General features: G+C 63.3%; 24 protein-coding genes and 1 tRNA gene. 18 read left to right on the forward strand and 7 right to left on the reverse strand.

Annotation, left to right across the window (positions count from 1 at the left end; all coding sequences use genetic code 11):
* Positions 1 to 115 precede the first annotated feature (115 nt).
* Complete coding sequence (locus FJ970_RS05920; RefSeq protein WP_140754918.1) at positions 116 to 1,624, reverse strand: mannitol dehydrogenase family protein; 1,509 nt, start codon at positions 1,622 to 1,624, stop codon at positions 116 to 118.
* A 203-nt stretch (positions 1,625 to 1,827) separates the two neighbouring features.
* On the opposite strand from FJ970_RS05920, the gene uxaC reads away from it, so the two are divergent.
* The 8 genes from uxaC to FJ970_RS05960 all read left to right on the forward strand — a co-directional run bounded on the left by uxaC (position 1,828) and on the right by FJ970_RS05960 (position 8,997).
* A complete protein-coding gene (gene uxaC, locus FJ970_RS05925; RefSeq protein WP_140754916.1) occupies positions 1,828 to 3,240 on the forward strand; it encodes a glucuronate isomerase in 1,413 nt (470 codons plus the stop codon).
* A 37-nt stretch (positions 3,241 to 3,277) separates the two neighbouring features.
* A complete protein-coding gene (locus FJ970_RS05930; protein WP_140754914.1) occupies positions 3,278 to 4,255 on the forward strand; it encodes a TRAP transporter substrate-binding protein in 978 nt (325 codons plus the stop codon).
* 62 nt (positions 4,256 to 4,317) lie between these two features.
* Positions 4,318 to 4,842: a TRAP transporter small permease gene (locus FJ970_RS05935; RefSeq protein WP_140755027.1), complete on the forward strand. Its 525-nt coding sequence runs from the start codon at positions 4,318 to 4,320 to the stop codon at positions 4,840 to 4,842.
* A 3-nt stretch (positions 4,843 to 4,845) separates the two neighbouring features.
* Complete coding sequence (locus FJ970_RS05940; RefSeq protein WP_140754912.1) at positions 4,846 to 6,126, forward strand: TRAP transporter large permease; 1,281 nt, start codon at positions 4,846 to 4,848, stop codon at positions 6,124 to 6,126.
* A 113-nt stretch (positions 6,127 to 6,239) separates the two neighbouring features.
* Positions 6,240 to 7,013, forward strand: coding sequence for a FadR/GntR family transcriptional regulator (locus FJ970_RS05945; RefSeq protein WP_140754910.1), 774 nt, complete (start codon positions 6,240 to 6,242; stop codon positions 7,011 to 7,013).
* 22 nt (positions 7,014 to 7,035) lie between these two features.
* Positions 7,036 to 7,887, forward strand: a complete 852-nt coding sequence (gene kduI / locus FJ970_RS05950; RefSeq protein WP_140754908.1) for a 5-dehydro-4-deoxy-D-glucuronate isomerase — start codon at positions 7,036 to 7,038, stop codon at positions 7,885 to 7,887.
* Positions 7,884 to 8,648: a 2-dehydro-3-deoxy-D-gluconate 5-dehydrogenase KduD gene (gene kduD, locus FJ970_RS05955; protein ID WP_140754906.1), complete on the forward strand. Its 765-nt coding sequence runs from the start codon at positions 7,884 to 7,886 to the stop codon at positions 8,646 to 8,648. The genes kduI and kduD overlap by 4 nt, the downstream gene beginning before the upstream one ends.
* A 10-nt stretch (positions 8,649 to 8,658) precedes the next feature.
* Positions 8,659 to 8,997 (forward strand): cupin domain-containing protein, encoded by a 339-nt coding sequence (locus FJ970_RS05960; RefSeq protein ID WP_140754904.1) that lies wholly within the window; start codon positions 8,659 to 8,661, stop codon positions 8,995 to 8,997.
* 153 nt (positions 8,998 to 9,150) lie between these two features.
* Here FJ970_RS05960 and FJ970_RS05965 read toward each other — a convergent pair whose 3' ends face one another.
* Positions 9,151 to 10,572, reverse strand: a complete 1,422-nt coding sequence (locus FJ970_RS05965) for a coniferyl aldehyde dehydrogenase (RefSeq protein WP_140754902.1) — start codon at positions 10,570 to 10,572, stop codon at positions 9,151 to 9,153.
* On the opposite strand from FJ970_RS05965, the gene FJ970_RS05970 reads away from it, so the two are divergent.
* Together FJ970_RS05970 and recQ are read left to right on the forward strand one after the other, a co-directional pair.
* Complete coding sequence (locus FJ970_RS05970; RefSeq protein ID WP_140754900.1) at positions 10,504 to 12,390, forward strand: hypothetical protein; 1,887 nt, start codon at positions 10,504 to 10,506, stop codon at positions 12,388 to 12,390. The two genes, FJ970_RS05965 and FJ970_RS05970, sit on opposite strands and share 69 nt — an antisense overlap.
* On the forward strand, positions 12,387 to 14,219 hold the full coding sequence (recQ, locus tag FJ970_RS05975; protein WP_140754898.1) for a DNA helicase RecQ: 1,833 nt from the start codon (positions 12,387 to 12,389) through the stop codon (positions 14,217 to 14,219). The genes FJ970_RS05970 and recQ overlap by 4 nt, the downstream gene beginning before the upstream one ends.
* A 37-nt stretch (positions 14,220 to 14,256) precedes the next feature.
* Here recQ and FJ970_RS05980 read toward each other — a convergent pair whose 3' ends face one another.
* Together FJ970_RS05980 and FJ970_RS05985 are read right to left on the reverse strand one after the other, a co-directional pair.
* Positions 14,257 to 14,709: a YecA family protein gene (locus FJ970_RS05980; protein WP_227792042.1), complete on the reverse strand. Its 453-nt coding sequence runs from the start codon at positions 14,707 to 14,709 to the stop codon at positions 14,257 to 14,259.
* A 189-nt stretch (positions 14,710 to 14,898) separates the two neighbouring features.
* Positions 14,899 to 15,753, reverse strand: a complete 855-nt coding sequence (locus FJ970_RS05985) for a LysR family transcriptional regulator (protein WP_227792043.1) — start codon at positions 15,751 to 15,753, stop codon at positions 14,899 to 14,901.
* 114 nt (positions 15,754 to 15,867) lie between these two features.
* Here FJ970_RS05985 and FJ970_RS05990 point away from each other — a divergent pair, with 114 nt between their 5' ends.
* From FJ970_RS05990 to FJ970_RS06005, 4 genes are all read left to right on the forward strand, one after another.
* Complete coding sequence (locus FJ970_RS05990; RefSeq protein WP_126083859.1) at positions 15,868 to 16,665, forward strand: NAD(P)H-dependent oxidoreductase; 798 nt, start codon at positions 15,868 to 15,870, stop codon at positions 16,663 to 16,665.
* 12 nt (positions 16,666 to 16,677) lie between these two features.
* The gene (locus FJ970_RS05995; protein ID WP_140754894.1) at positions 16,678 to 17,037 is read left to right on the forward strand and encodes an MFS transporter; all 360 of its coding nucleotides are present in this window, start codon (positions 16,678 to 16,680) and stop codon (positions 17,035 to 17,037) included.
* A gap of 264 nt (positions 17,038 to 17,301) precedes the next feature.
* Positions 17,302 to 18,441 (forward strand): epoxide hydrolase family protein, encoded by a 1,140-nt coding sequence (locus FJ970_RS06000; RefSeq protein ID WP_140754892.1) that lies wholly within the window; start codon positions 17,302 to 17,304, stop codon positions 18,439 to 18,441.
* Positions 18,442 to 18,629: 188 nt separating this feature from the next.
* Complete coding sequence (locus tag FJ970_RS06005; protein WP_181178225.1) at positions 18,630 to 19,160, forward strand: GNAT family N-acetyltransferase; 531 nt, start codon at positions 18,630 to 18,632, stop codon at positions 19,158 to 19,160.
* Between the two features lie 155 nt (positions 19,161 to 19,315).
* Here FJ970_RS06005 and FJ970_RS33865 read toward each other — a convergent pair whose 3' ends face one another.
* Complete coding sequence (locus FJ970_RS33865; RefSeq protein WP_210243023.1) at positions 19,316 to 19,783, reverse strand: GFA family protein; 468 nt, start codon at positions 19,781 to 19,783, stop codon at positions 19,316 to 19,318.
* A 186-nt stretch (positions 19,784 to 19,969) separates the two neighbouring features.
* On the opposite strand from FJ970_RS33865, the gene FJ970_RS06015 reads away from it, so the two are divergent.
* Entirely contained in the window at positions 19,970 to 20,215 is a 246-nt protein-coding gene (locus FJ970_RS06015; protein ID WP_140754888.1) for a hypothetical protein, read from the forward strand.
* Between the two features lie 788 nt (positions 20,216 to 21,003).
* On the opposite strand, the gene FJ970_RS06020 is transcribed toward FJ970_RS06015, so the two are convergent.
* Positions 21,004 to 21,093: transfer RNA gene (locus FJ970_RS06020), tRNA-Ser, on the reverse strand.
* A 333-nt stretch (positions 21,094 to 21,426) separates the two neighbouring features.
* On the opposite strand from FJ970_RS06020, the gene FJ970_RS06025 reads away from it, so the two are divergent.
* The 3 genes from FJ970_RS06025 (at position 21,427) to FJ970_RS06035 (ending at position 23,169) form a co-directional block, all read left to right on the forward strand.
* Complete coding sequence (locus tag FJ970_RS06025; protein WP_140754886.1) at positions 21,427 to 22,095, forward strand: 50S ribosomal protein L21; 669 nt, start codon at positions 21,427 to 21,429, stop codon at positions 22,093 to 22,095.
* 98 nt (positions 22,096 to 22,193) lie between these two features.
* Positions 22,194 to 22,463, forward strand: coding sequence for a 50S ribosomal protein L27 (gene rpmA, locus FJ970_RS06030; RefSeq protein ID WP_015315190.1), 270 nt, complete (start codon positions 22,194 to 22,196; stop codon positions 22,461 to 22,463).
* 118 nt (positions 22,464 to 22,581) lie between these two features.
* Positions 22,582 to 23,169 carry a GNAT family N-acetyltransferase gene (locus FJ970_RS06035; RefSeq protein ID WP_140754884.1) on the forward strand — a complete coding sequence of 196 codons (588 nt, stop codon included), beginning with the start codon at positions 22,582 to 22,584 and terminating at the stop codon, positions 23,167 to 23,169.
* 211 nt (positions 23,170 to 23,380) lie between these two features.
* Here FJ970_RS06035 and FJ970_RS06040 read toward each other — a convergent pair whose 3' ends face one another.
* Entirely contained in the window at positions 23,381 to 24,250 is an 870-nt protein-coding gene (locus tag FJ970_RS06040) for an endonuclease/exonuclease/phosphatase family protein (protein ID WP_140754882.1), read from the reverse strand.
* Positions 24,251 to 24,357 lie beyond the last annotated feature (107 nt).

Raw genomic sequence — 24,357 nt, forward strand, 5'->3', positions numbered from 1 at the left:
GGGCACTTGCCTCGCTTTTTTGTTTCGTTCGAGCGGCGAGAATTCAGCTATGGCGCGATGCTGTGGCGCCGGCATCAAAGTCCTCTATGGCCCGCTGATCCGTGCCAGTTCCGCCTTACGGCCCTTTGGCCTCTATGCCGAGCGCAGCAAAAGCCAAGGTCGTGCCGTCCCGCCGCAGGTGGACGAGATGGACGGCGACGAGTTCGATCAGCGTCTGGCGCTCGGCGTGATCCCTGGCGAAGCCGGCCAGATCGAACACCGCCGTCACGGTTTCGTTGGCCGGCAGCTGCTGGTCCAGAAGCGCCGTCAGCGGCGCGTCGAGCGGATCGGTGAAATGGCCCTCCGGCAAGGTTTTTCCGCGCGCCGCGCAAGCGGCGATCCAGGCAGCAACGACCAGCGTAAGGTGGACCAGTTCGGTGCCGGCTTCGAGACACTCGATGGCCGAGGCGATGATGCGCTGGGGCAGTTTCTGGCTGCCGTCATTGGCGATCTGCGCCGTGCGGTGGGCAAGTGCCGTGTTCGAAAAACGCTCGGCAAGCTCGGCCGTATAGGCTGACGTGTCGAGGCCGGCATCGTCCGGCAATGTCGATTTGGCCTCCTCCCACAGCGCATCGACGAACCGCCTTATCGCTGGATCGGCGAAGGCGCGATCGACCGTGGCGTGGCCGCTGAGCAGGCCGAGATAGGCGATCCCCGAATGCGCGCCGTTGAGGAGCCTCAACTTCATATCCTCGAAGGGAGCGACATCCCCGACCATGGTGACGCCGAATTTTTCCCAGGCCGGACGACCCGTGGGGAAACTGTCTTCGATCACCCATTGGCTGAAGGGTTCCGTCATCACGGGCCAGGCGTCCTCGATACCAAGTTCGCCTGATATCCGCGCCCTGTCGGCATCGGTCGTGGCCGGCACGATGCGGTCGACCATGCTCGAGGGAAATGCGACGTGACCGGCGATGTGGCCGGCGATCCCAGCATCGCCCGCCGAACCAGGACCGGCATCGCGCAATTCAGCGAATTCGATCAGCAGCCTGTGCAAGGTGGCGCCGTTGGCCGGCAGGTTGTCGCAACAAAGCACGGTAAAGGGCGGGGTGCCGGCAGCCAGCCTCCGGGCGAGCGCTTCGGTCACAAAACCGTGCGCCGTCTTCGGCGTTCGCGGATTGGACAAGTCGTGGACGATGTCGGGATGCGCCGCGTCCAATCCGCCACCGGCAGCCCGCAGATAGGCTTTCTCGGTGATGGTCAGCGTCACGATGCGGGTGCGCGGATCGGTCAGCACCGCGAGCACCGCAGTCGGGTCTTCCGGCGCCACCAGCATCGAGCCGATGGAGCCGATAACATGCAGCTTCTCGCCGCCGCTGCCGCGGATCGCAAGTGTGTAAAGCCCATCCTGCGGCGCCAGCGCGTCGCGCGTGTCGGCGCTGCGCAGCGACACGCCTGTTATGCCCCAGCCCATTTCGCCGGCCGCCAGGCATTCATCGACATAGGCGGCCTGGTGGGCGCGGTGAAAGGCGCCGACGCCCAGATGCACGATGCCCGGTGCAACCGCACCGCGATCGTATCGAGGCGCGGCGACCTTGGCCGGCAATGCGGGCGCCGTGCGGTTGGAAAGGCGGCGGTCTGTCATCGGTTCGCGCACTCATCTCGTGAAACGGCTGGTCATGGAACGGCGGTGATCCGCAGGCGGATCGCAAGCCGCGGAACACTGGCGGCGTAACACCGGCGGCCTTCGCCGACAATGCTCAGCTTTGCTCAAAAGTCATCATACAACAATCCAATTTTTGTATGTTGACATTATTTCTGGTCAACCCTACCGATAGGGCCGGGAGGATGGCCGTGGCACTGATCAATGCGGATTTGCTGTTTCCAGCCGAGGCGCGTCCGCTCTCGATCGCCCGCGATCTCTATGCCGGCATCAAGGACCTGCCCATCGTCAGCCCGCACGGCCACACCGACCCGCGCTGGTATGCGCTGAACGAGCCGTTCCCCGATCCCGCGCAGCTGCTCATAGTGCCGGACCACTATATTTTTCGCATGCTGTTCAGCCAGGGCGTGCGGCTGGAGGCTCTCGGCGTACCGACCCTCGATGGTGCGCCCGTCGAAACCGACGGCAGGGCGATCTGGCGGCTGTTCGCCGAGCACTACTACCTCTTCCGTGGCACGCCGACCCGGCTATGGTTCGACCATGTGCTCGCGGATCTGTTCGCTATCGAAGAGCCGTTGAGCGCCGCAACCGCCGATCGCCATTACGACACGATCGCGACGGTGTTGCAGTGGGAGAATTACCGTCCTCGCGCGCTGTTCGAACGCTTCAACATCGAGGTCATCGCGACGACCGAAGGCGCGCTCGACGATCTCAAATGGCACCAGATGATCCGCGACAGCGGCTGGGAGGGCCGCGTCGTCACCGCCTATCGGCCGGACGCCGTCGTCGATCCCGATTTCGAAGGTTTTTCGGCCAATCTGGACCGGCTCGGCGAGATCACCGGCTGCGACACCGGGACCTGGGCCGGCTATCTCGACGCGCATCGCCAGCGGCGCGCCTTCTTCAAGAGTTTCGGCGCGACCTCGACGGATCACGGCCATCCGACGGCCGAGACCGCCAATCTGTCCGATGCCGCTGCGCAGGAGTTGTTCAACCGGGTCCGCGCCGGCTCGCAGGACGAGCGCGAACGAAAGCTGTTTCGCGCCCAGATGCTGACCGAGATGGCCAAGATGAGCCGGGATGACGGGCTGGTGCTGCAGATCCATCCGGGCTCCTGGCGCAACCATTCGCCTGGCGTTTTCCAGAAATTTGGCAGGGACAAGGGCTTCGATATCCCGACGCGCACCGACTATGTGACGGCGCTGAAGCCGCTGCTCGACTGTGTCGGGCTGGAGCGCGATCTCACCGTCATCCTGTTCACGCTGGATGAGTCCAGCTATGCGCGCGAACTGGCGCCGCTGGCCGGCGTCTATCCGGCGCTGAGGCTCGGGCCGGCCTGGTGGTTCCACGACAGTCCGGAAGGCATGCGCCGTTTTCGCGAGATGACGACCGAGACCGCCGGCTTCTACAACACGGTCGGCTTCAACGACGACACCCGCGCCTTTCCGTCGATCCCCGCCCGTCACGACGTGGCGCGCCGCGTCGATTGCGCGTTCCTGGCGCGTCTCGTCGCCGAGCACCGGCTGCGTGAGGACGAGGCGCATGAACTCGCGAAGGAGCTTGCCTACACGCTTGCCAAGAATGCGTACCGGCTCTGAGCCGGACGTTTCGATTTTCAAAGGGAGGAAGTCAGTAATGTTGCATTTCTCGAAATTGACGGCGGCCACGTTTGCCTTCGGCTCGCTGCTGATCGGCATAGCCAATGCCGAAACCGTGCTGCGATCCTCGGATACCCATCCGGACGGGTACCCGACCGTCGAGGCGGTCAAGTACATGGGCGACCTGATCAAGCAGCGCACCGCCGGCCGCTATTCGATCGAGGTCTATCACTCGGCGCAGCTCGGCGAGGAGAAGGACACGATCGAGCAGACCCAGGCCGGCGTCATCGACCTCGACCGTGTCTCGATGGGACCGTTCAACGGCATCGTACCGGAGACCGCCGTGCCGTCGCTGCCCTACATGTTCCGCTCCGTCGAGCACATGCGCCACGTCATGGACGGGCCGATCGGCGACCAGATCCTGAAGGCGTTCGAGGCGCATGATCTCGTCGGTCTCGCCTTCTACGATTCCGGCGCGCGGTCGTTCTACAACACCAAGAAGGACATCACCTCGATGGCCGACATGAAAGGCATGAAGTTCCGCGTCATCCAATCGGACGTGTTCGTCGACATGGTCAACGCGCTTGGCGCCAATGCGACACCGATGGCCTATGGCGAAGTCTATTCGGCGCTGCAGACCGGCGTCATCGACGGTGCCGAAAACAACTGGCCGAGCTTCGAATCCGCCAAGCACTACGAAGTCGCCAAGCATTACACGATGGACGAACACCAGATCGTGCCGGAAGTGCTGGTCATGTCGAAGGCAAGCTGGGACAAGCTGTCGCCGGAAGACCAGGCGATCGTGCGCCAGGCGGCCAAGGACAGCGTCGTCAAGATGCGCGAACTCTGGGACGCGCAGGAGAAGAAGTCGCGCGGCATCGTCGAGGCCGCGGGCGTCAAGGTCAGCGAGATCGACAAGCAGCCGCTGATCGACGCGATGAAGCCGGTCTACGACAAGTACCTGTCGACACCCGAGCTGAAGGACCTGGCCGCCCGTATACAGGCCGAGAAATGAACGGCACGGGCAACGGACCGAGCAGCGCGGAGGTCCCCGCGCTGCCTTCGGGCGCGTCGGCCATGCGAGGCTTCTGGCTGAGCGCGGAACGGGTGCTCTCCGGGCTTGCCCGGTTGGCACTTTGGGTCAGCGGCGCCGGGCTGACGCTGATGACGATCATCATCTTCTGGCAGGTGTTCTCGCGCTATGTGCTGAACCGTTCGCCGAGCTGGACCGAATCCTTCTCGGTGCTGCTGATGGGCTGGTTCATTTTTCTCGGTGCCGCCGTCGGCGTGCGCGAGCGCACGCATCTCGGCTTCGACGTGCTGCTCTATGTCCTGCCTGGCTCGGCCAAGGCGGTGCTGCGCAGCATTTCCGATCTTGTCGTGCTGGCCTTCGGCGCCGGCATGATCGTCTACGGCGTACAACTGGCCAGGCTGACTTGGAACACGGTCATGCCTTCGCTGACTTTGCCGGGGGGCGTCAGCTTCCTGCCAGTGATCCTGGGTGGCGCGCTGGTATGCCTTTTTTCGCTGGAACGACTGGCCGGGCGCTTTGCCGGCCTGCCCGTCGACGCCGACATCCATGCGACCGGCGAGGAGCTTTGAACCATGGCGCTCACCGTTCTCTTCGGCACCTTCGTCTTCCTGCTGATCATCGGCACGCCGATCGCGTTCTGCCTCGGCGTCGCCAGCTTCGCGACGATCCTCACGCTCGGCCTACCTCCGGTCGTGGTATTCCAGCGGCTGAATTCCGGCGTCAGCGTCTTTTCGCTGATGGCCATACCGTTCTTCATCTTCGCCGGCGACCTGATGGTGCGTGGCGGCATCGCCGCGCGGCTGGTCGCTCTGGCGGGCTCCCTGGTCGGCCATTTGCGCGGCGGTCTGGGGCAGGTCAACATCGCGGCATCGACCTTGTTCGGCGGCATTTCGGGATCGGCGGTGGCCGATGCCTCCGCAGTCGGCGGACTGATGATCCCGCAGATGAAGGCGCGCGGCTACGGCGTCGACTATGCCGTCAACATCACGTCGGTCGGCGCCATCATCGCCCTTCTCATTCCACCGTCCCACAACATGATCATCTATTCGATTTCGGCCGGCGGCCGTATCTCGATCGCCGACCTGTTCACGGCTGGCGTGCTGCCGGGTCTGCTGCTGGCGTTGTCGCTGATGACAACGGCCTATTGGGTCGCCAGCCGCCGCGGCTACCCGACGGAGCCGTTCGCCGGCTTCGGCCGGGCCTTGCAGCTGCTTGTCGCCGCCATTCCCGGGCTCATCCTGATCGGCATCATTTTCGGCGGCGTCAGGTCCGGCATCTTCACCGCGACTGAGAGCTCTTGCATCGCCATCGTCTATGCCTTCCTGGTGACGCTGATCATCTACCGCTCGATGAGCTGGAGCGACTTCGTCGCCGCCACGACGGCAGCGGTGCGCACGACGGCGATGGTGCTGATGATCATCGGCTGCGCGGCCGCCTTCGGCTGGCTGCTCGCCTATCTCAGGGTGCCGGCCTCGCTCGTCGCCTTCCTGCAATCGGTATCCGACAACAAGCTTGTCATCCTACTGCTGCTCAATCTCATCCTGCTCATCCTCGGCACGTTCATGGACATGTCGCCGCTGATCATCATCACGACGCCGATCTTCCTGCCGGTGGTCATGGCCTATGGCGTCGATCCGGTGCATTTCGGCGTGATCCTCATCCTCAATCTCGGCATCGGCCTTTGCACGCCGCCGGTCGGCGCGGTGCTGTTCGTCAGCTGCGCCATCGGCCGTATTCCGATCTGGACGGCGATGCGCTCGATCTGGCCATTCTATGGCGCCGCCTTCGCCGTGCTGATGCTCGTCACCTACATACCGGAAATCTCATTGTGGCTTCCGGGCCTGTTCCATTAGAGCGGTTCAGCGATCGGTGGAATCGCTGAACAGGTCTAACTCTTTGTTTTTACGCAATTCCGGACGGAAAACCGCTACGCGCCTTTCCTGGAATTGCTCTAGGAGGTCACTACGTGTCCGAGACCGCAAACGACCTCAGGGTCGAGAGAAAGCCCAAGCTGTCGGAAACCGTCGTGGCGGCGATCCGCAGGCAGTTGCAGGCGGGCGAGATCCTGCCGGGCCACAAGCTGCCGACCGAGGGCCAACTGACCGAGACCTTCGGCGTCAGCCGCACCGTCATCCGCGAGGCGCTGGCCAAGCTTGCCGCCGACGGCCTTGTCGAGCCGCGGCAGGGCGCCGGGGTCTTCGTCACCGAGCACATCTCGACCATGTTCAGCGCGCTGGCAGCCGACATGGGCAACAAGGATTCCATCGCGCTCAACGTGCTCGAGGTGCGGCTGGCGATCGAGATCGAATCGGCCGGGCTCGCCGCCGTCCGTCGCAACGCAGCGCAGGAGGCGGCGATCCAGGAGGCCTTCTTCGAGTTCGAGCGGATGCTGCTCGACAGCCAGCCGACCGGACCCGCCGATCTTGCCTTCCACCGCGCCATCGCCAGCGCCACTAACAATCCGTTCTATGTCGAGATGCTCGACGTGCTCGGCCGCCGCGCCATTCCGTGCGACGTGACTTCGCCCTGGTCGACCGAACTGGTTCAGTCCGACAGCTACCAGCGCGGGCTGCAGCGCGAGCATCTGGTGATCCTGAACGCGATCACTTCAGGCGATGCCGAAACCGCGCGCGAGGCGATGCGCACCCATCTCGGTGCCAGCCAGCAGCGCTACCGCGAGCGCCTGCAGGCGCGGCAGGCCTATTACGCCAGTTCGGTCAAGGCGGCCGCCGGCGAATGATCCACCAGAAGTCAGGACAGAGATGAGCCAGAACCACACCGACTACACATCGCGCTTTGCCATCGACCCGGCCGCAGCCGCCGCCATGGGAACGGACGAACTGCGCCATAATTTCCACATCGAAGACCTCTTCCAGCCCGGCCGCATCAGCCTGACCTATACCCACTACGATCGCATGATCGTCGGCGGTGCCATGCCGGTGGCGACGGCATTGCCGTTGGAAGCGATCAAGCCGACCGGCACCAGGGGTTTTCTCGACCGGCGCGAATTGATCGCCGTCAATATCGGCGGCGGCGGCATGATCGAAGCCAGCGGCCAGTACTTCGACCTGCAGGCGCGCGACATGCTCTATCTCGGCATGGGCTCCAGCGATGTGTCATTCGCTTCGGCCGACAAGGCCGCGCCGGCCAAGTTCTACCTGCTCAGTGCGCCGGCGCACCAGACTCATCCCAGCCGGCTGATCCGCCTCGATGACGCCAAGCGCCTCGACCTCGGCAGCAAGGAGGCCTGCAACGAGCGCTCGATCTTCCAGTTCATCCATGCCGGGGGAACAAAAACCTGCCAGCTCGTCGTCGGCATGACGCAGCTGGCGCCGGGGTCGATCTGGAACACCATGCCGTGCCATGTGCATGACCGGCGCATGGAGGCCTATCTCTATTTCGACCTGCCCGAGGCGGCGCGCGTCTTCCACTTCATGGGCGAGCCGGACGAGACACGCCACATCGTCATGCGCAACGAGGAGGCGGTGCTGTCGCCGGGCTGGTCGATCCATTCGGGCGCCGGCACGTCCAACTACGCCTTCATCTGGGCGATGGCCGGCGACAATGTCGACTACACCGATGTCGACCCGGTAGCGATGGACACGCTGCGGTGAGCGATCTCACAGCCTTCAGCCTGGCCGGCAAGCGCATCCTGGTGACCGGCGCCAACACCGGTATCGGCCAAGGCATCGCGGTCTCGATCGCGCGCGCCGGGGGCGCGGTGATCGGCGTCGGCCGCTCGTCGATGGCCGAGACCGCGAGCAAGGTCGCGGCTCTGGGCGGCCAATTCGAGGCGGTTGCCGCCGACCTTGCCGACACGGGCGCGGCCGGACCGATGCTCGGTCGTGTCTGGGACGAAAGCGGGCCGCTCGACGGGTTGGTCAACAATGCCGGCATCATCCGCCGCGCCGATGCCGTCGACCTGACGGTGACCGATTGGGACGATGTCATCGACGTCAATTTGAAGACGGCATTCCTGCTGTGCCAATCCTTTGCCCGGCGCATCCTTGCCGAGGGACGCCAGGGCAAGATCGTCAACATCGCCTCGGTGCTGAGTTTCCAGGGCGGCATCCGCGTTGCGTCCTACACGGCATCCAAGCATGGCGTGCTCGGCATCACCCGGCTGCTCGCCTGCGAGTGGGCGGCGAAAGGCATCAATGTCAACGGTATAGCGCCGGGCTATATCGAGACCAACAACACGCAGGCGCTGCGCGCCGATCCCGACCGCAGTGCCGCCATCCTCGGGCGTATTCCCGCCGGGCGCTGGGGCGAACCGGGAGACATTGGCGATGCCGCCGTCTTCCTGCTGGCGCCGGCCTCGAACTACATGCATGGCGCGGTGGTGCCGGTGGACGGCGGCTGGCTGGCGCGGTGAGGAGATGACAATGACCGAGCCTAAGATTTTCGCGCAAGCCGGCGAGGGCGCCTGGACGCCGACCCCGGACGGCAATCGCCGGCGCGTGCTCTTATCCACCAACGAGCTGATGATGGTCGAATTCGGCTTCGACAAGGGCGGCGTCGGCGCCTTGCATTCGCATCCGCATGTCCAGGCGAGCTATGTCGCCGAAGGCCGTTTCGAGGTGACCGTCGACGGTCGGACCGAAATCCTGGAGACCGGCGGCAGCTTCATCGTGCCCTCCGGCCTGGTGCACGGCGTCAGGGCGCTGGAGGCCGGGCGTCTGGTCGACAGTTTTACGCCGCACCGCGCCGATTTTCTCGCCTGACCGGGCCGCCGACGATTTCTCGGCCAATGAAAAACCCGCGCCTCCAGGGAAGCGCGGGTTTGTTGCCTGGGCGCCAATGACGCCGCGGTACTCAAAACATCACCGCAGGATCGGAAACCTGCCGGATCATGATGAAGATAGACTTAATGCGCGTCAGGTGATGCGTCTGAGCAGGCTGAAAAGCCGTTCGAACGTCTTGCCATAGGGCGGGCGCAAAAGGGCTCCCGCGCTCAAGCGCGATTGCAGGAAGACCGGCTTTTGCTTGCTGAAGGTGCGGAACCCCCATTCGCCATGATAGGTGCCCATGCCGCTGGCGCCGACGCCGCCGAAAGGCTGGTTCTCCTGCACCAGATGCAGCATGCAGTCGTTGATGGTGACGCCGCCGGCGACGGTCTCGCGCAGGATGCGCCGGCGGTTGCCGCTGTCTGTGCCGAACCAGTAGAGCGCCAGCGGCCGGTCGGCCCGGTTCACATAGTCGATCGCGTCGTCGACCGTGGCATATTCGACGATCGGCAGCACCGGGCCGAAAATCTCCTCGCGCATCAGCCGCAGGTCCGGGCCGGCGTTGCTGATCAGGGTCGGCAAAAGCTTCCGGCCCGCGGTGCCGAGGTCTTCGTCGGCCGGGTTGATCTCGGTGACATCGGCGCCGGCCTCGCGGGCTTCCGCGATCATGGCGCGCAGCCGCTGGTAATGCCGGTCGCTGATGATGGCGGTATAGTCGGGATTGTCGCGCAGCGAGGGGTAGAACCGCGCCACGGCGATTGCGAGCTTCGCGGCGACGTTGCCTGCCTGTCCCTTGGGCACCAGCAGGTAGTCCGGCGCGATGCAGGTCTGCCCGGCATTCAACAGCTTGCCATAGGCGACGCTGGCCGTTGCCGCGTCGAGGTCGCAGGAGGCGTCGAGGATCGCCGGCGACTTGCCGCCGAGTTCGAGCGTGACCGGGGTCAGGTTGGCGGCTGCGGCGATCGCGACCTGGCGGCCGACCGCGGTCGATCCGGTGAACAGCAGATGATCGAACGGCATCGAGACGAAGGCCCTGCCCATCTCGGCATCGCCGGTGATGACGCTGAGCTCATCGGGGGCGAAGTGCTCGGCGGCCAGTCTGGCCAGCAGCTCTGAGAAAGCAGGCGTCAGTTCGGAGGGCTTTGCCAGGACGCGATTGCCGGCTGCGAGCGCAGCCGTGACCGGCGCGACGGCAAGCTGAAAGGGATAGTTCCAGGGCGATACGATGCCGACGACGCCGAGCGGCTGCGGCAGAAGCCGGTTTTTGCCCGGCAGGAAGGGCAAGGTGGTCGCGACACGACGCTCCCGCATCCAGCCGCCGACATGCGCAAGGGCGTGGCGAATGCCGGCGCGCACGACGAACAGTTCCGCAAGCCGCGTTTCGTGCGACGAGCGACCGCCGAAGTCGGCGTCGATCGCGGCGCAGATTTCGGTCTCGTGCCGCTCGGTCAACGCCAGCAGGCGCCTGAGGCGGTCCTTTCGCAGGCCGAGGTCGGCAAAGGGTTGCGTTTCGAAGGCGGCGCGCTGCAGCCGGAACCGTTCGCCGAGGACATCCTGTCTCACCTGCAGCATCGCGCCCTCTCCTTGCTCCTGCCCAGCTTACATCAGGGCCAGCCTGAATCCAGCCAGGAGCACATGCCGCAAGGAGAGGCGAGGCTCACATGGCTGTTTGACCTTCCGTTTGCATCCATGCCGTTGTATCGAATGCGGCAAGCTGAAATCTCCGACAAGGGCGCGTGGCGCATGATTCCGCAAATTCGTGTCACCGCCATGCGACACGGACCCATCATTACGCCGGACATGCTGCCCGGCAATGACGGGGCCAACATCAACGGGCCGTCGCTGATCAGCATGCCTGAATGGGTGCTCGGCCGGCTTGGTGCCTACTATCTCTACTTCGCGGACCACACGGGGGCCTATATCCGCCTCGCCTACTCCGATTCGCTGCATGGGCCTTGGCGCATCCACCCAGGCGGTGTGCTGTCTCTTGATCAATGTCCATTCATCGTCGGGCATATCGCCTCCCCCGATGTTCACATCGACCAGAAGCTTCGCCATTTCGTGATGTATTTTCACGGCCCGGCAAAATCCGGTGAAGACCAGATGACCTTCGCCGCGACATCCGTCGACGGGCTTCGTTTCACTCCGCTTTCCGAGCCGCTCGGGCCGTCCTACGCGCGCATCTTCCGTCACGATGGCTGGTGGTACGGTTTGCTTGGGACGGGAGCGATCACCGTCTATCGATCGAGAAACGGCATTTCGGATTTTCAACGGGGTCCGGTCGTGCTGCCTGCCATGCGGCACGACCTCGCCCCACGGCATGTCGCGCTGCAGAAATTCGGCCGCTGGCTGCGGGTCTATTACACGCGTCGGGGCGACGCGCCGGAACGGATCCTTTACGGCACAATCGATCTCGCCGAGGATTGGCGGGACTGGACCGTGCGGGGCGACAGCGAAGTGTTGCGGCCGCTGACGGAGTTCGAAGGGGCCGGCTTGCCGATCCGCCCCAGTCGGACCGGCCTAGCCCAGGACAGCGAAAACGCGCTACGCGATCCGGCCATTTTTGAGCAGGATAATCAGACCTGGCTGCTCTATGCGGTCGCCGGAGAAAGCGGAATCGCCCTGGCCGAGCTTGGCTTTTCCGAGGTGCAAGCTGCGGCGGCCCGGAAGCCGATCGCGGCGTTACGCCGCCGCGCAAGGCGGCTTTTCTGGCACCTTCGACAGAAGGCGCCAATGCTGCCTTCGGCAATGAGACCCCGAAATAGAATTTTCATCGCCGGCTGCGCGCGCAGCGGCACCACGCTCAGCCTCAATCTGATGGGCTGTTTTGAGGATATCTATGTCCATATCAGCGAAGCGCCGTACCAGACACTGGTCGAGCTGGATCGCTACCAAGCCAACCTGGTCATAAAACGCACTTTCGTGAGCTACAGGGATCTTGAAGATTTGCCCGCCTCGGTCGGCCTGATCTATTGCGTACGGCATCCTTTCGACGTGCTGACCAGCTCTCATCCGGAGACCGTCGATCTGCGGCCTTTTCACGTGACCATGGAGCGTTGGGAGGCGGAGTATGATGGTTTGATACGGCTGCGACAGGCCCAGCCGGAGAGAGTCATCTCCTATTTGCGCTATGAGGACGTGATCGCCGAACCGGACATCGCGCAGGCGAGGATTGCCCGATCCTTCGGCCTGGCGCCGGCTACGCTCTTCAGCCGCGATGCAAACAATCCCATCAGGTCCACCTCGCTGAGAAAATGGGAGCGCAATGAAGCGTTCAGGACCTATCTGCGCGGCCTGCCGCCGTCGTTTCTCGAGCGCGTGGACGGCTTCTGCCAGGAGTTCGGCTATGACAATTCGGCCGGCATATTGACGACGGAATTGGCTGAATGACGCAGGCAACCGGCATTCTGGCCGAGGATCGCAAGCGGCGCGTCCTGAAGGACGTGTTCGGCTTCGACGATTTCCGGCCAGGCCAGGCCGACGTCATGGACGCGTTGCTCGACGGGCGCCATGTGCTGGCCGTCATGCCGACGGGTGCCGGAAAATCGCTCTGCTATCAGGTTCCGGCGCTGGTTCTGGGTGGGCTGACCCTCGTCGTCTCGCCGCTGGTGGCGTTGATGCAGGATCAGGTCGCGGCGCTGCGGCTTGCCGGCGTCGCCGCCGATACGATCAATTCCGCGCTCGACCGCGAGGCCAATGTAGCGGCCTGGCGCCGCGTGGCATCGGGCCAGACGCGGCTGCTCTATCTGGCTCCGGAGCGGCTGATGACCGAGCGCATGCTCGACGCGCTCTCCAGGCTCGACGTCAGCCTGATCGCCATCGACGAGGCGCATTGCATCTCGCAATGGGGCCCGGCATTCCGGCCCGAATATGAGGACCTGTCGCGGTTGCGTGGCATCTTCGCCAATGTGCCGATCATCGCGGTGACGGCGACGGCCGACGAGAGCACGCGCGGCGACATCGCCGCCCGGCTGTTCGCCGAGCGCGTCGAAACGCTGGTGCTGGGTTTCGACCGGCCCAACATCAAGCTGGCGATCACCCCCAAGCAGGACAGCAAGCGGCAATTGCTGCGGTTCATCGAGCGCCATGCGGGCAAGAGCGGCATCATCTATTGCCTGTCGCGCAAGAAGACCGAAGAGATGGCGGCGTTCCTCGAGAAGAACGGCGTCAGAGCGCTTGCCTATCACGCCGGCATGAGCAAGGAGGTGCGTGAGGCCAATCAAAACGCCTTCATGACACTGTCCGGCGTCGTCATGGTGGCGACCATCGCCTTCGGCATGGGCATCGACAAACCCGACGTCGCCTATGTCTTCCACACCGATATGCCGGGCAGCCTGGAAGCCTATTATCAGGAGATCGGTCGTGCCGGCCGCGACGGACGCGAGGCCGAGGCGCATATGCTCTACGGTCTTGGCGACATCCGCATGCGGCGGCTGTTCATCGACGACGAGGACGCCTCGCCAGAGCACAAGAGACGGTCGCATCGCCGGCTCGACACGCTGATCGGCTATTGCGAGACGGCGCAGTGCCGGCGCCAGGTGCTGCTCGGCTATTTCGGCGAAGAGGCTCAAGCCTGCGGCAATTGTGACAACTGCCTCGACCAGGCGCCGCGCGCCGATGGCGGTGCCGAGGCGCGGAACATCCTCGCGGCGGTCGCGCAGAGCGGCGAGCGCTTCGGCGCGGCCCATGTCATCGACATCCTGCTTGGCCACGAGACCGAGAAGGTGCTGGCCAGAGGCCATCAGACGCTAAGCAGTTTTGGCGCCGGCGCCGCGCACAGGAAGCCGGTGTGGCTGTCGCTGATCCGGCAACTGGTTGCCGGCGGGTTCCTTATGCCGGATCCCGAGGGCCATGGCGGCCTCGCCATCTCCGAAAGCGGCCGTGCGCTCGGCCGCGGCGAGGTGGCATTCCAGTATCGCGTCGAGACGCGGGACCCTCTCGCGCGCGGCAGGAAGCGTTCCGGGGAAGGCTCCGCCGCCGGCGCCGATGGCGTGGACGCCTCGCTGCTGGCGGCGCTCAAGGCGCTGCGGCTGCGGCTGGCCAAGGAGCGCCAGGTGCCGGCCTATGTGGTGTTTTCCGACCGCACGCTGATCGACATGGCCGACCGCCGCCCGCGCGACCTCGAGGCCTTCGCCGAGGTGAACGGCGTGGGCGGGGCGAAGCTCAAGGAGTTTGGCGAGATCTTTCTCAGTGCGATCGCGGCGCACGCCACCGAATGACACGGCAATATCGGAACTGTCTTTGAAATTCGGCGCCTCAGCTGGTGAGGCAGCATTTCTTGAATTTCATGCCGCTGCCACAAGGACACGGATCGTTGCGTCCAACGTCGCGCCACGGGTTCGTGACCGGCGTTACATTCGACCATATCGAGTCCGCCAATGCGGACTGCCCGTCATCGTCCTCGTCGAGCTCGAAGCCATCGTCGCCGCCAAGGCCGCGGGTCCAATCCAGCGCCACAAGGACATCCTCGATGTAACTCAGACTGGCGCGGTCGAACCGGCCAATGTCACCGGGTTGTTGCTCGGCTTCCCGCAGGTCGCTTTCGAAATCGCTGCGTTCAAGCACATCTTCCGGTATACGGCCCTCGTCCCAGGCGCTGTAGACAAGCGGAACGAGGTCTCGCAAGGCTAGCATCGCGATCGCCTTCAGCCAGCCGACCCATGCATAATCCCAGTCGTCGGCCAACCTCTCCTTGTAGAACCGCTCCACGAAATCCCGCGTCCGGTCGCGCTCGATGCGACCTTCCAGGTCAAAAAGGTCACCGCGCCAAATGCACCGTCGCGGATGAATTCGTCGACGGAGCGGTCGGCAATGATGCCGAACAGCGCGTCGGCGTCGCCGTCGAATACGCCTAGCCGCGCGGCGCGTCGTCTTCGCCCTCGACCATCAGCTTTCCGATCAATTCGCGAACCCAGCGCTGCCCGGCATGGCCGTGACAACGCTCCGCTCGCTCAGCCAGGGCAGATCGATGATCGTCAGCCTTTCCGATTGGGCACGAAACAGCCGCCTGGGTACGAGCGCGACAAGATCGCTGCTGGAAACAATTTCGGGAATGAACAAGAACGAGCCCGCTGACATGACGACATTGCGCCGATAACCGAGAACCCCCAAGGCGTCGTCAACTGGTGTCTCGAAATTGCCGCCTCGCCGTGAGACGATGATATGTTCCAGCCTGACATAGTTCTCGATCGTCAGACCAGGCTTCAGATCCGGGTGGCTTTGCCTGCCGATGAGGACATATGTTTCCTCGTAAAGATGACATGCACGTAGATGCGGCATCGCGGGATCGGGTGTGGCGATCACCAAATCGATATCGCCGTTCGCCAACTGCTGTTCCATGAGGGCGGGGGACAGGTGCCAAACCGCCACGCGCACGCCTGGTGCTATCCGCCGGAGCGCTAAGACGAGCGGCATCACAACGGCTGCCTGGACATAATCCGAGCAAGCGATCGACACAGCGAGTTGCGCCGTTTCGGGATCGAAGTCCCTGTGGGATTGCAGTGTCGAGCGCACCCGATCCAACGCCTCGCGCAATTGCGGGGCAAGTTCTGTTGCCTTGGCGGTCGGGGTCATTCCGCGCTGGGCGGGAAGAAGCAAGGGATCGTCGAACAAATCCCGCAGCCGCGCGAGTTGCGCACTGACTGCCGGCTGGCTGAGATGCAGCTTCGCCGCCGCTTTGGTGACGTTCCGTTCGGCGAGCAGCACTTCGAGCGTTGCCAGAAGGTTGAGATCGATGCGGCTGGTATCTACCACCTTTATTCCCGAACAAAATATAATCGATTTCAAATATGGCCGGAAAGCCTCCATCTTGCAAGCATCGAGCGCTGAAGCGCACCCCCCACTCCACGATAGAGACAGAGAAGCATGATGATGAAGAATATCCTGATTGTATCTGCGCACCCCGAACCAACCTCGCTCACCCGGCAGTTGGTCGATGTTACTGTCGAGACGCTTGGCGCCGCCGGACACGAGATCGTGCAATCCGAACTTTACGGCATGAAGTGGAAAGCAGTGTTCGACGCCGACGACTTTCCCGTCCGCACCAATCCCGACCGGCTGTCGTTCATCATGGAATCCGGCCATGCCTATGCGACCGGCAACCAGACGCCGGATGTTGTCGCCGAACAGGCCAAACTCCTTGCCGCGGACGCGGTCATCCTGCAGTTCCCGCTGTGGTGGTACAGCGTGCCCGCGATCCTGAAGGGCTGGATCGAACGCGTCTATGCCTTTGGTTTCGCTTATGGCTACCAGAACGGCACCAACGAGTTTCGCTTCGGGAACGGCATCCTGAAGGGCAAGCGCGCGCTGGTAAATGTTCAGGCCGGTGGACCTGTGGTGGACTATGGCCCGCGCGGGATCAACGCGCCGATTGAGCAGCTGCTCTTTCCGCTGACCCACGGCGCGCTCTTCTATCCGGGCATGGATGTGCTGCCCACGCACGCTGTCTACAGCGCCGGCCATGTCTCCACCGCCGAAGAGGTCGAGGCGATCAAGGCGGGCTGGCGCGCGCGACTCGCCGGGCTGTTCACGGACGCGCCAATCCCGTTCCGTGCGCAGAACGGAGGCGATTTCCCCGATCGCCACACCATGGCGGATGACGTCGCGCCGGGCCAGACCGGCATCGTCGCGCATGTCGAAAGGGTGGTCGAGACGGTTGACGCGTGAGGCACGACGATCATGAAGCCTTCGCTGGTCGCGCTGGCCGTGGGAGCATTTGCCATTGGCACGACTGAGTTCGTGATCATCGGCCTGGTTCCCGGGATCGCGCGCGATCTCGGGATAACGCTCCCGGCGGGCGGCTGGTCTGCTCGTTTCCGGCTATGCCCTCGCCGTGACGGCCGGTGCCCCACGGTCACGGCGTTAGTCGGGCATCTGCCGCGCCGGCCGCTAGCGGTTGGATTGATGCTGCTGTTCGCGCTCGGCGATCTCTTGAGCGGCTTCGCGTCCGGCTATGGCGCGATGCTGGCGGGACGCATCATCGTCCCGCTGGGCCTTCCCAATCGGGAAAGCCCTCGCACTGGTATCTCAACCGTGTAGGCCAGAACAGGAAGGCGGCGGTGAGAGCTGCGGTGATAGCGAAATGGCACGTACTGGCTTCCGGCGACCAGCGGTCAAAGGCTATGCGTCGCCAGCGCCACGCACCGCGCTTCGGAAACGGAGATCAGAAGGTTCGACTTCAACCTCGGCGACGTACCGAGCAGTATGCCGAGTAGTCTTCGGCTCTCAGAACATCGATCGACAATATCGGATTCGTGGACACCCTCTTCCTGGAACCGCATCCCAGCTTAAGCGGAGAACATCATGATTTCACCCTACACAATAAACGTCCCTGACGAACGGCTCGCCACGATCAGAGCCAAGGTCGAGGCTTATGACTGGAGCCAGCTGCCGGATGCGGGAGGCTGGTCGGCGGGGGTCGGGGTTGATGACCTCAAGCGACTCGCCGCTTATTGGCGGGACAGCTATGACTGGCGTGCGGTCGAACGGCGCCTCAACGCGCTGCCCAACTTCACGGCCGACGTGGAAGGCGAGCACCTCCACTTCGTTCATGTGAAAGGCGACGGCTCCAAGCCGCCCGTCCTGCTTCTCCACGGCTGGCCGGGCTCGTATCTCGAGTTCGAGCGGCTGTTGGAGCCGCTCGCAGCGGACGGGCACGATGTTGTCGTCCCCTCGCTTCCTGGCTTCGCGTTCTCCAACCCGATCACGCGCCCGATCGGCCCGCGGCGGGCTGCTGCGCTCGTGCATGGGCTGATGATTCAACTGTTCGGCGACGCGCGGTATTTCATTCAAGGGGGCGATTGGGGCCACGGCATCGCGGCCTGGGCAGCGCATGATCGCCCGGACGCTCTGCTCGGCATCCATATTAACATGATGACCGTGCGTGCGGAGGACGCCGCTCCGACGACCGGCGAGGAGAAGTCCTTCGCCGCCAAGCGGGCCGCGATTGCCGATCAGGAGAGCGCCTACTTTCACGAGCAGGAAACCCGTCCGCAGACGCTCGGCATCGCGATGGCCGACAGCCCGGTCGGAGCGGCGGGCTGGATACTCGAAAAGTTCGGCAAGTGGGCCGATCTTCCGACAACCGCCAATGGCGCCCCCGACATCTGGAGCAAGTTTTCCGAGGAGGAACTCCTCACCAACATCATGCTCTACATCGCGCCGGCATCGTTCGTGACTGCAACCTGGATCTACTACGGCAGCCGGCTTGAGAAGTCGCTAATGCTTCCGGCCGGCACCCGCATCCAGGTGCCGACCGGCGTTGCGGCCTTCCCCGATCCGGTGTTCTTGCCGCCGCCGCGCTCGTTCGCGGAGAAGACCTACAACATCGTGCATTGGACCGACATGCCGCGGGGCGGCCATTTCGCCGCGCTGGAAGAGCCGGAACTGATGCTGGCCGACCTGCGCGCCTTTATCGCGACGGTGTCGGGAGCGCGCTCCTGAAGGTGGAGACTCTCCGAACCAAATTCATCGTAACCGAGGCTTTGCGACGGGCGAACAAGCGAGGTAGGCGTCGATCACGTCGCCGGCTCCTGCTGGTGCGAAGACGGCGTGACCCCAAAACCGGATGCTGGGGCGCCCCAACGGTGATCGCAGCTGCAATGACGAACGTTTCGATAGGAGTAGAAAAATTGCGTTTCATTGATGCCGTGACGGGCGATGCCGCTGCAATAGTGTCAGTCGTGAACGGGGCATACAGGGCCAATGGCGCAGTTGAGGGATGGACCAACGAGCGTGGGTTGCTTGATGGACCGCGCATCGGCGAGGAGGGCGTTCGTGCGCTCATCGCGCGGGGACGCATTCTTCTGCTGCGCCGGTTGACGGATGGCGCGATCTCCGGCTGCATCAATATCGCGATAGACGACGATGGCGCGTGGCATACGTCGATGCTCGCCGTGGCTCCGGACGAGCAGACCGCGGGCATCGGAAAGTTGATCAAGCAGGAGGTCGAGCGACAGGCCGCGGCGGCTGGGGCGCCACGGATGCGAATGGAGGTGATCCGGCAGCGTGAGGCATTGATCGCTTGGCATCGCCGGCGTGGATACGAGCTGACGGGCGAAACTCTAGCATTCCCCTACGACGACCCTTCGGTCGGTCATCCGCTGCGCCCCGACCTGGAACTTGTTGTTATGGAAAAGCAGTTGAACTCCACTGTTGGCTGAGTGTCAGCCACATTCATGCGCTTGCCGGCTTGTCGCAAACATCAGATCAAATCTCTACTCCCGAAGCTCGGGCGGTCGCAGAGCACCTACAATCCTTCCCGTTTCACCATCCTTTTCGGGAGGGAGGGCAGCGCTTCGCGATGTCGTCTGCCACCTCAGGTCCGCCGTCCTTCCGCGGCGGTCGCTACAGCCGCTTGAAACTCTGCGGGTGTAGGAGTGCGATGAAACGCCTGAGCGCTAGCCGGCAAAGCGATCCAAGGCTGTTTGCGAGAAGTCCAGATATGCACGTAGGGTTCGATCTTCCTACTCCGGACGAGCGTCCCCGCACGAAGTATCAGCATTCCGGGAACGGCCGAGTTCCGATTGGCAAGGCGGGTCATGCAAGCCTCACACCCGATATGCTCTGAGGCGGCCCGTTCCGCGCCGTTCAAAGCGAAGGTCGTGGCCGCGCCTTGGAAGCAGATAGGTGACTCAGGTAGCATGGCGTGCAGCGCGAAGGCACTTCCACTCCACGTCTGACAATCTTCGCAGTGGCAGGCGTAACTCGCCGGCAAATCCTCCAACGCTATTTGATACGTCACCGCTCCACAGCGGCACCGCCCTCGAAGCATCTCGTTCTCCATCAAAAGACGTCCTGAAACTGTGCTGCGGGCCGGTGACGAGCTTAGATCAGCGATCAAAAAGAGGCTGCATTGGCGTGACCCGCCGCGGCGGCGATTATCTGCTGGCGTTCAACAAGGATGCGATAATCGCGGCCGACATCCTCGGGCTGGTGGTGACGCGGGCACCAGAGGATGATGCCGATATGGTTGGCATACCCATCCGCGCACGAGCCGAGCTTCGAGGCTCTGAGCGCCGCCGGCCATAAACCGCACCTGATTGCTAAGCCCGAGGCGCTCGACGAGGTCTGTCTGCGCACCCATGCGGACTTCAAGGGGATAGTCGACGGCAGGCGGTCGTTGATGGTGTTTCGCGGTGACGGCCCGACGCTCGTTCCGCTCGACGATCTCACGCCGGCCGAGATCGCGCGGCTATATCCCAGGAACGAACTGTGAAGAGCCCCGGCACCCGGCACGCCGGCATTTGTCGGCGGGCGGGGTAGGAGGTGCTTGTGGGGCCCCTGGTCCCAGCGGACGTTCGGCTTTTCACCATGTTCTCCGCTGCAGTACCATCCAAACCAGGGTGCTAGTGGACTAACTTTACCCCTACTCGACCCTGCAAGTGCGCAAAATTCCTAGGCTCGGTGTTATTGGTTGAGCACAGACGAAAAAAACCAGCCGGCCGGCGTTTGTTTGATGCCGGGTTCCATGCTTTCTGATGCAGTCAGTAACTTCCGATTCTAATCAGCAGGCAGCGGCTTTGAAGACTGAAGCTTCGGCGCAAGATCGCGTGATCTCATTGGGCGACGGTTTGGCGGCGATTCCCGAACGCTTACTGCTTGCCCACGCGCGTGGTGAGGTTCTCTTCATTTGCGGTGCAGGCATTTCGAGGCCCGTAGGGTTGCCAGATTTCCGCGATCTTGTAGTCGACGTTTACGGCGTTCTCGATGCCAGCGTGTATTCCTCACGGGCTTACCGAGGCGTTGGATCAAATCCGATACGCAGCGCCTGAACTTGCAAAGGACCCGATCTACCGACGGCTGTCGACAGCAGCCAGACGCTAGGTACGCGATGATGCGGAGCATAGAGAGCCCTCTTTTCGGAAGGTTCTAGCCTTGCGGCAGGCTTTTGCTAGTCGGCCAGTCTTGACAGCCCAAGCGCCTTGTTAGATGCAGCCAAAGGTGCAGGCTTACAAAAGTCGTCAAAAAACAATGTAATGAAACCAACGGGATAGCTGAAAATGATGGCGGAGAGGGAGGGATTCGAACCCCCGATGGGCTTGCACCCATGCCGCATTTCGAGTGCGGTGCATTCGACCACTCTGCCACCTCTCCGCGGTCATGGTCGGCCGTTGCCGGCGCGGCGCACTAGATAACGGCTGATCGGGCAGGTTACAAGGCCAAATCCGCCGGAAATTCAGCTTGCCGTCCCGGACCTTGCCTGGACCGATGCCGCCCGTCCTCGGCAGGCAATGTCGGCTGGTCCGCCAAGGCAAGGAATCGGGCTGTTTGCCTTGACTCCCACGCAACCTTCGGTTAGGGACAGCGTGCAATCGGCGTGGAGGGTTCTTCCGCGCCGCTTGTTTTTTGAACCCGCAGACTGACAAAAAGACGGCCGAACCGCCAGAGGCGGTTCATCGAGGCCGACCGAACAGCGAAAGGCAAAAAATGTTCGCAGTCATTAAAACGGGCGGTAAGCAGTATCGCGTTGCCGCCAACGATCTCCTGAAGATCGAAAAAGTCGAAGCCAATGTCGGCGATATCGTCGAAATCGGCCACGTGCTCGCGCATGGCGAGGGCGAGAATGTCACGTTCGGCGCGCCGTTCGTCGATGGCGCCTTGGTTACCGCCGAAGTCGTCGAGCAGGGCAAGAACCGCACGGTCATCGCTTTCAAGAAGCGCCGCCGCCAGAATTCGCGCCGCAAGATCGGCCATCGCCAGCTTTTGACCACGGTGCGGATCTCCGAGATCCTGCTGGGTGGCGCCAAGCCGGCCAAGAAGGCCGCCGTGAAGGCGGAAGCCAAGGCCGAGGCTGCTGCCGAGGCCGCGCCGAAGGAAGCCAAGGCAAAGAAGGACGCCCCCAAGGAAGAAGCGAAGGCCGAGGCCGTCGCCGCGCCGCTGTTCAAGGCGCCGAAGGGCGAGCCGGACGACCTGACAGTGATCAAGGGCATCGGCCCGGTCGCCGCCAAGGACCTCGCCGAGCAGGGCATCATCACCTTCGCGCAGCTCGCCAAGCTCAGCGACAAGGATGTCGCCAAGATCGACGAGCACATGCCGTTCAGCGCCGACCAGATCAAGGACTGGCGCGAACAGGCCAAGGAACTGGCGAAGAAGTAATTTTTCCGGCGAAACATCGGCCGGATCGGACTTGAAACGGAACGCGAACGCGTTCATAAGGCCTTTTAGGCGCCTTGCGGCGCAACGGAGTTAGTTAGATGGCACACAAGAAAGCTGGCGGCTCGTCGCGCAACGGTCGCGACTCGCATTCCAAGCGTCTGGGCGTGAAGAAGTTCGGCGGCGAAGCCGTCATCCCGGGCAACATCATCATTCGTCAACGCGGCACGACCTGGCATCCCGGCGTCAATGTCGGCATGGGCACGGACCATACCCTTTTCGCGCTCGAAACCGGCGCCGTGACGTTCAACAAAAAAGCCAACGGCCGAACCTACGTATCGGTCAATCCGATTACCAAAGCCGCGGAGTAGCCGGTTCCGCACTAGAACACCGGCGCCCATCTCGGGACCGGTGTCTGGCAAAGCCAGGAAAAGGATCAGGGGAGATGGGTTTCCATCTCCCCTTTTTCTTTGCCTGGAGGACGTTGAAATGGTTGCCGAAGCGGAAGACTCAGAAGACGAAAGTTACGCGATAGATTGCCCGGTGCTGGTCACAGAGCGGCTGGTGATGCGCGCTCCCGATGAGCGGGATATCGCGCAACTGGTCGAGCTTGCCGACAATCGTCACGTCGCCGAGATGCTGGCGCGCATGCCCCACCCCTATGGCGAGGCAGAGGCTCGCGCTTTCCTCGCCATGACCAAGGCGCGACGCGCCGGCATTGCCTATGCGCTGACGCTGGCCGGCACCGATACCTTCGTCGGCTGCGCCGGGCTGAACACCACCGATCGCGGGCTGGAACTCGGCTACTGGATCGGCGAGCCCCACTGGAAGCGCGGCTATGCGACCGAAGCTGCCCACGCGCTGGTCGACCTCGCCTTCCAGAAGACATCGATCCAGGTGCTGCATGCCTCGACCCGGGTCATCAACCCGGCCTCGCGCCGGGTGATCCACAAGTGCGGCTTCCAGTATGCCGGCCAGGGCATGTTGAACTCGATCGTCGCCGGCCAGGTGCCGGTCGAGCGCTACCGGCTGGACAGGAAGACGTGGACCAGCCTGCGGAACTGGATCCACTTTTGATGATTGCCCTGAAGGCCGGCCGAGCAAGAGCCCCCTCGCCCGGATTGCCAACCGAATTGCGAAGGGCAATTCGGGGCAATCCGACCTCTCCCCGAGGGGAGAGGAGGTCGCTGGTGCCGGCGTCAGTCTCTTCTCCCCTCGGGGAGAAGGTGGCCGCGCAGCGGCCGGATGAGGGGGCTTTCTCATACGCGATTGGACTGGCGGCTTATGCTCAGCCCAGCTCTACCCAGACCGGCAGGTGGTCCGAACCGCTCGCCTTCCGGTCGACCCACAGGCGCTTCAGCGAGCGGGCAAGCGACGCACTGGTGAAGACGTAGTCGATGCGCTTGTGGCGGCTGGCGTTGGCGGGGTCCTTCGGGTCGACCCAGGAGACGAGATCCTCGCCGGCGACATCGAGGCGCATGGCGGCATCGACGGCGAAGTCGGCGGTCAGCGGCATGCCGAATTCATGATCCGGCCGGCCGGCGAGTTCGACATATTCGGGCGAACCGGCCAGCATGTTGAAATCGCCCATGCCGACAAAGGCCTCCGGGTGCGGCAATTCCGGCAGGCCGATCTCGGCGACGCCAGATAGCGCGCCGCCTTCGAGCGCATAGTTCAACAGGCGCCGGCGCAGGAACTGTATCTGGCTGGCGCGCTCGACCGGGCTGCGGTGATCGAGATGGATGGAATAGAAACGAATGAAACCAAGCGGCGTCTCGATCAGCGCCTCCAGCGCGCCGCGCTGGAAGTTCATCATCTCGAAGCTGCGGCTGCGCGGCAAAAGCAGGTTGCGCGACAGATGAATTGGCGTTTTCGACAAGACCATGTTGCCGAGCTGGAAGGTGGTGGTGATGGCGCGGCTATCCTCGATGCGCGATCCGATATTGGCCTCGAAATTGCTGCCGTAGACGGCGAAATAATCGGGCAGCGCCTCGCCGATCTCGGCGACCATGTCGCGGCTGCCGTTCCTGGGGTTGTTACGGGTGACCTCCTGCAGCGCGATCACGTCGGCGCCGCGCACGGCATCAGCAATTCGCCCGACATCGTAGCGTCCATCGAGACCGATGCCGTATTGGATGTTGTAGGTTACAAGCTTCATCCCGCAATCTCCGGCCAACCCCACGCGGCCATCGTCATAAAACGGCCTCGCCCTTCGCCGCGCCTTGGTTTAGAGCAAGGCCCAAGGTTTAGAGCAATGCCGCAAGG

The organism is Mesorhizobium sp. B2-1-8, assembly GCF_006442545.2.
In the GTDB taxonomy this organism is placed as follows: Bacteria; Pseudomonadota; Alphaproteobacteria; order Rhizobiales; family Rhizobiaceae; genus Mesorhizobium.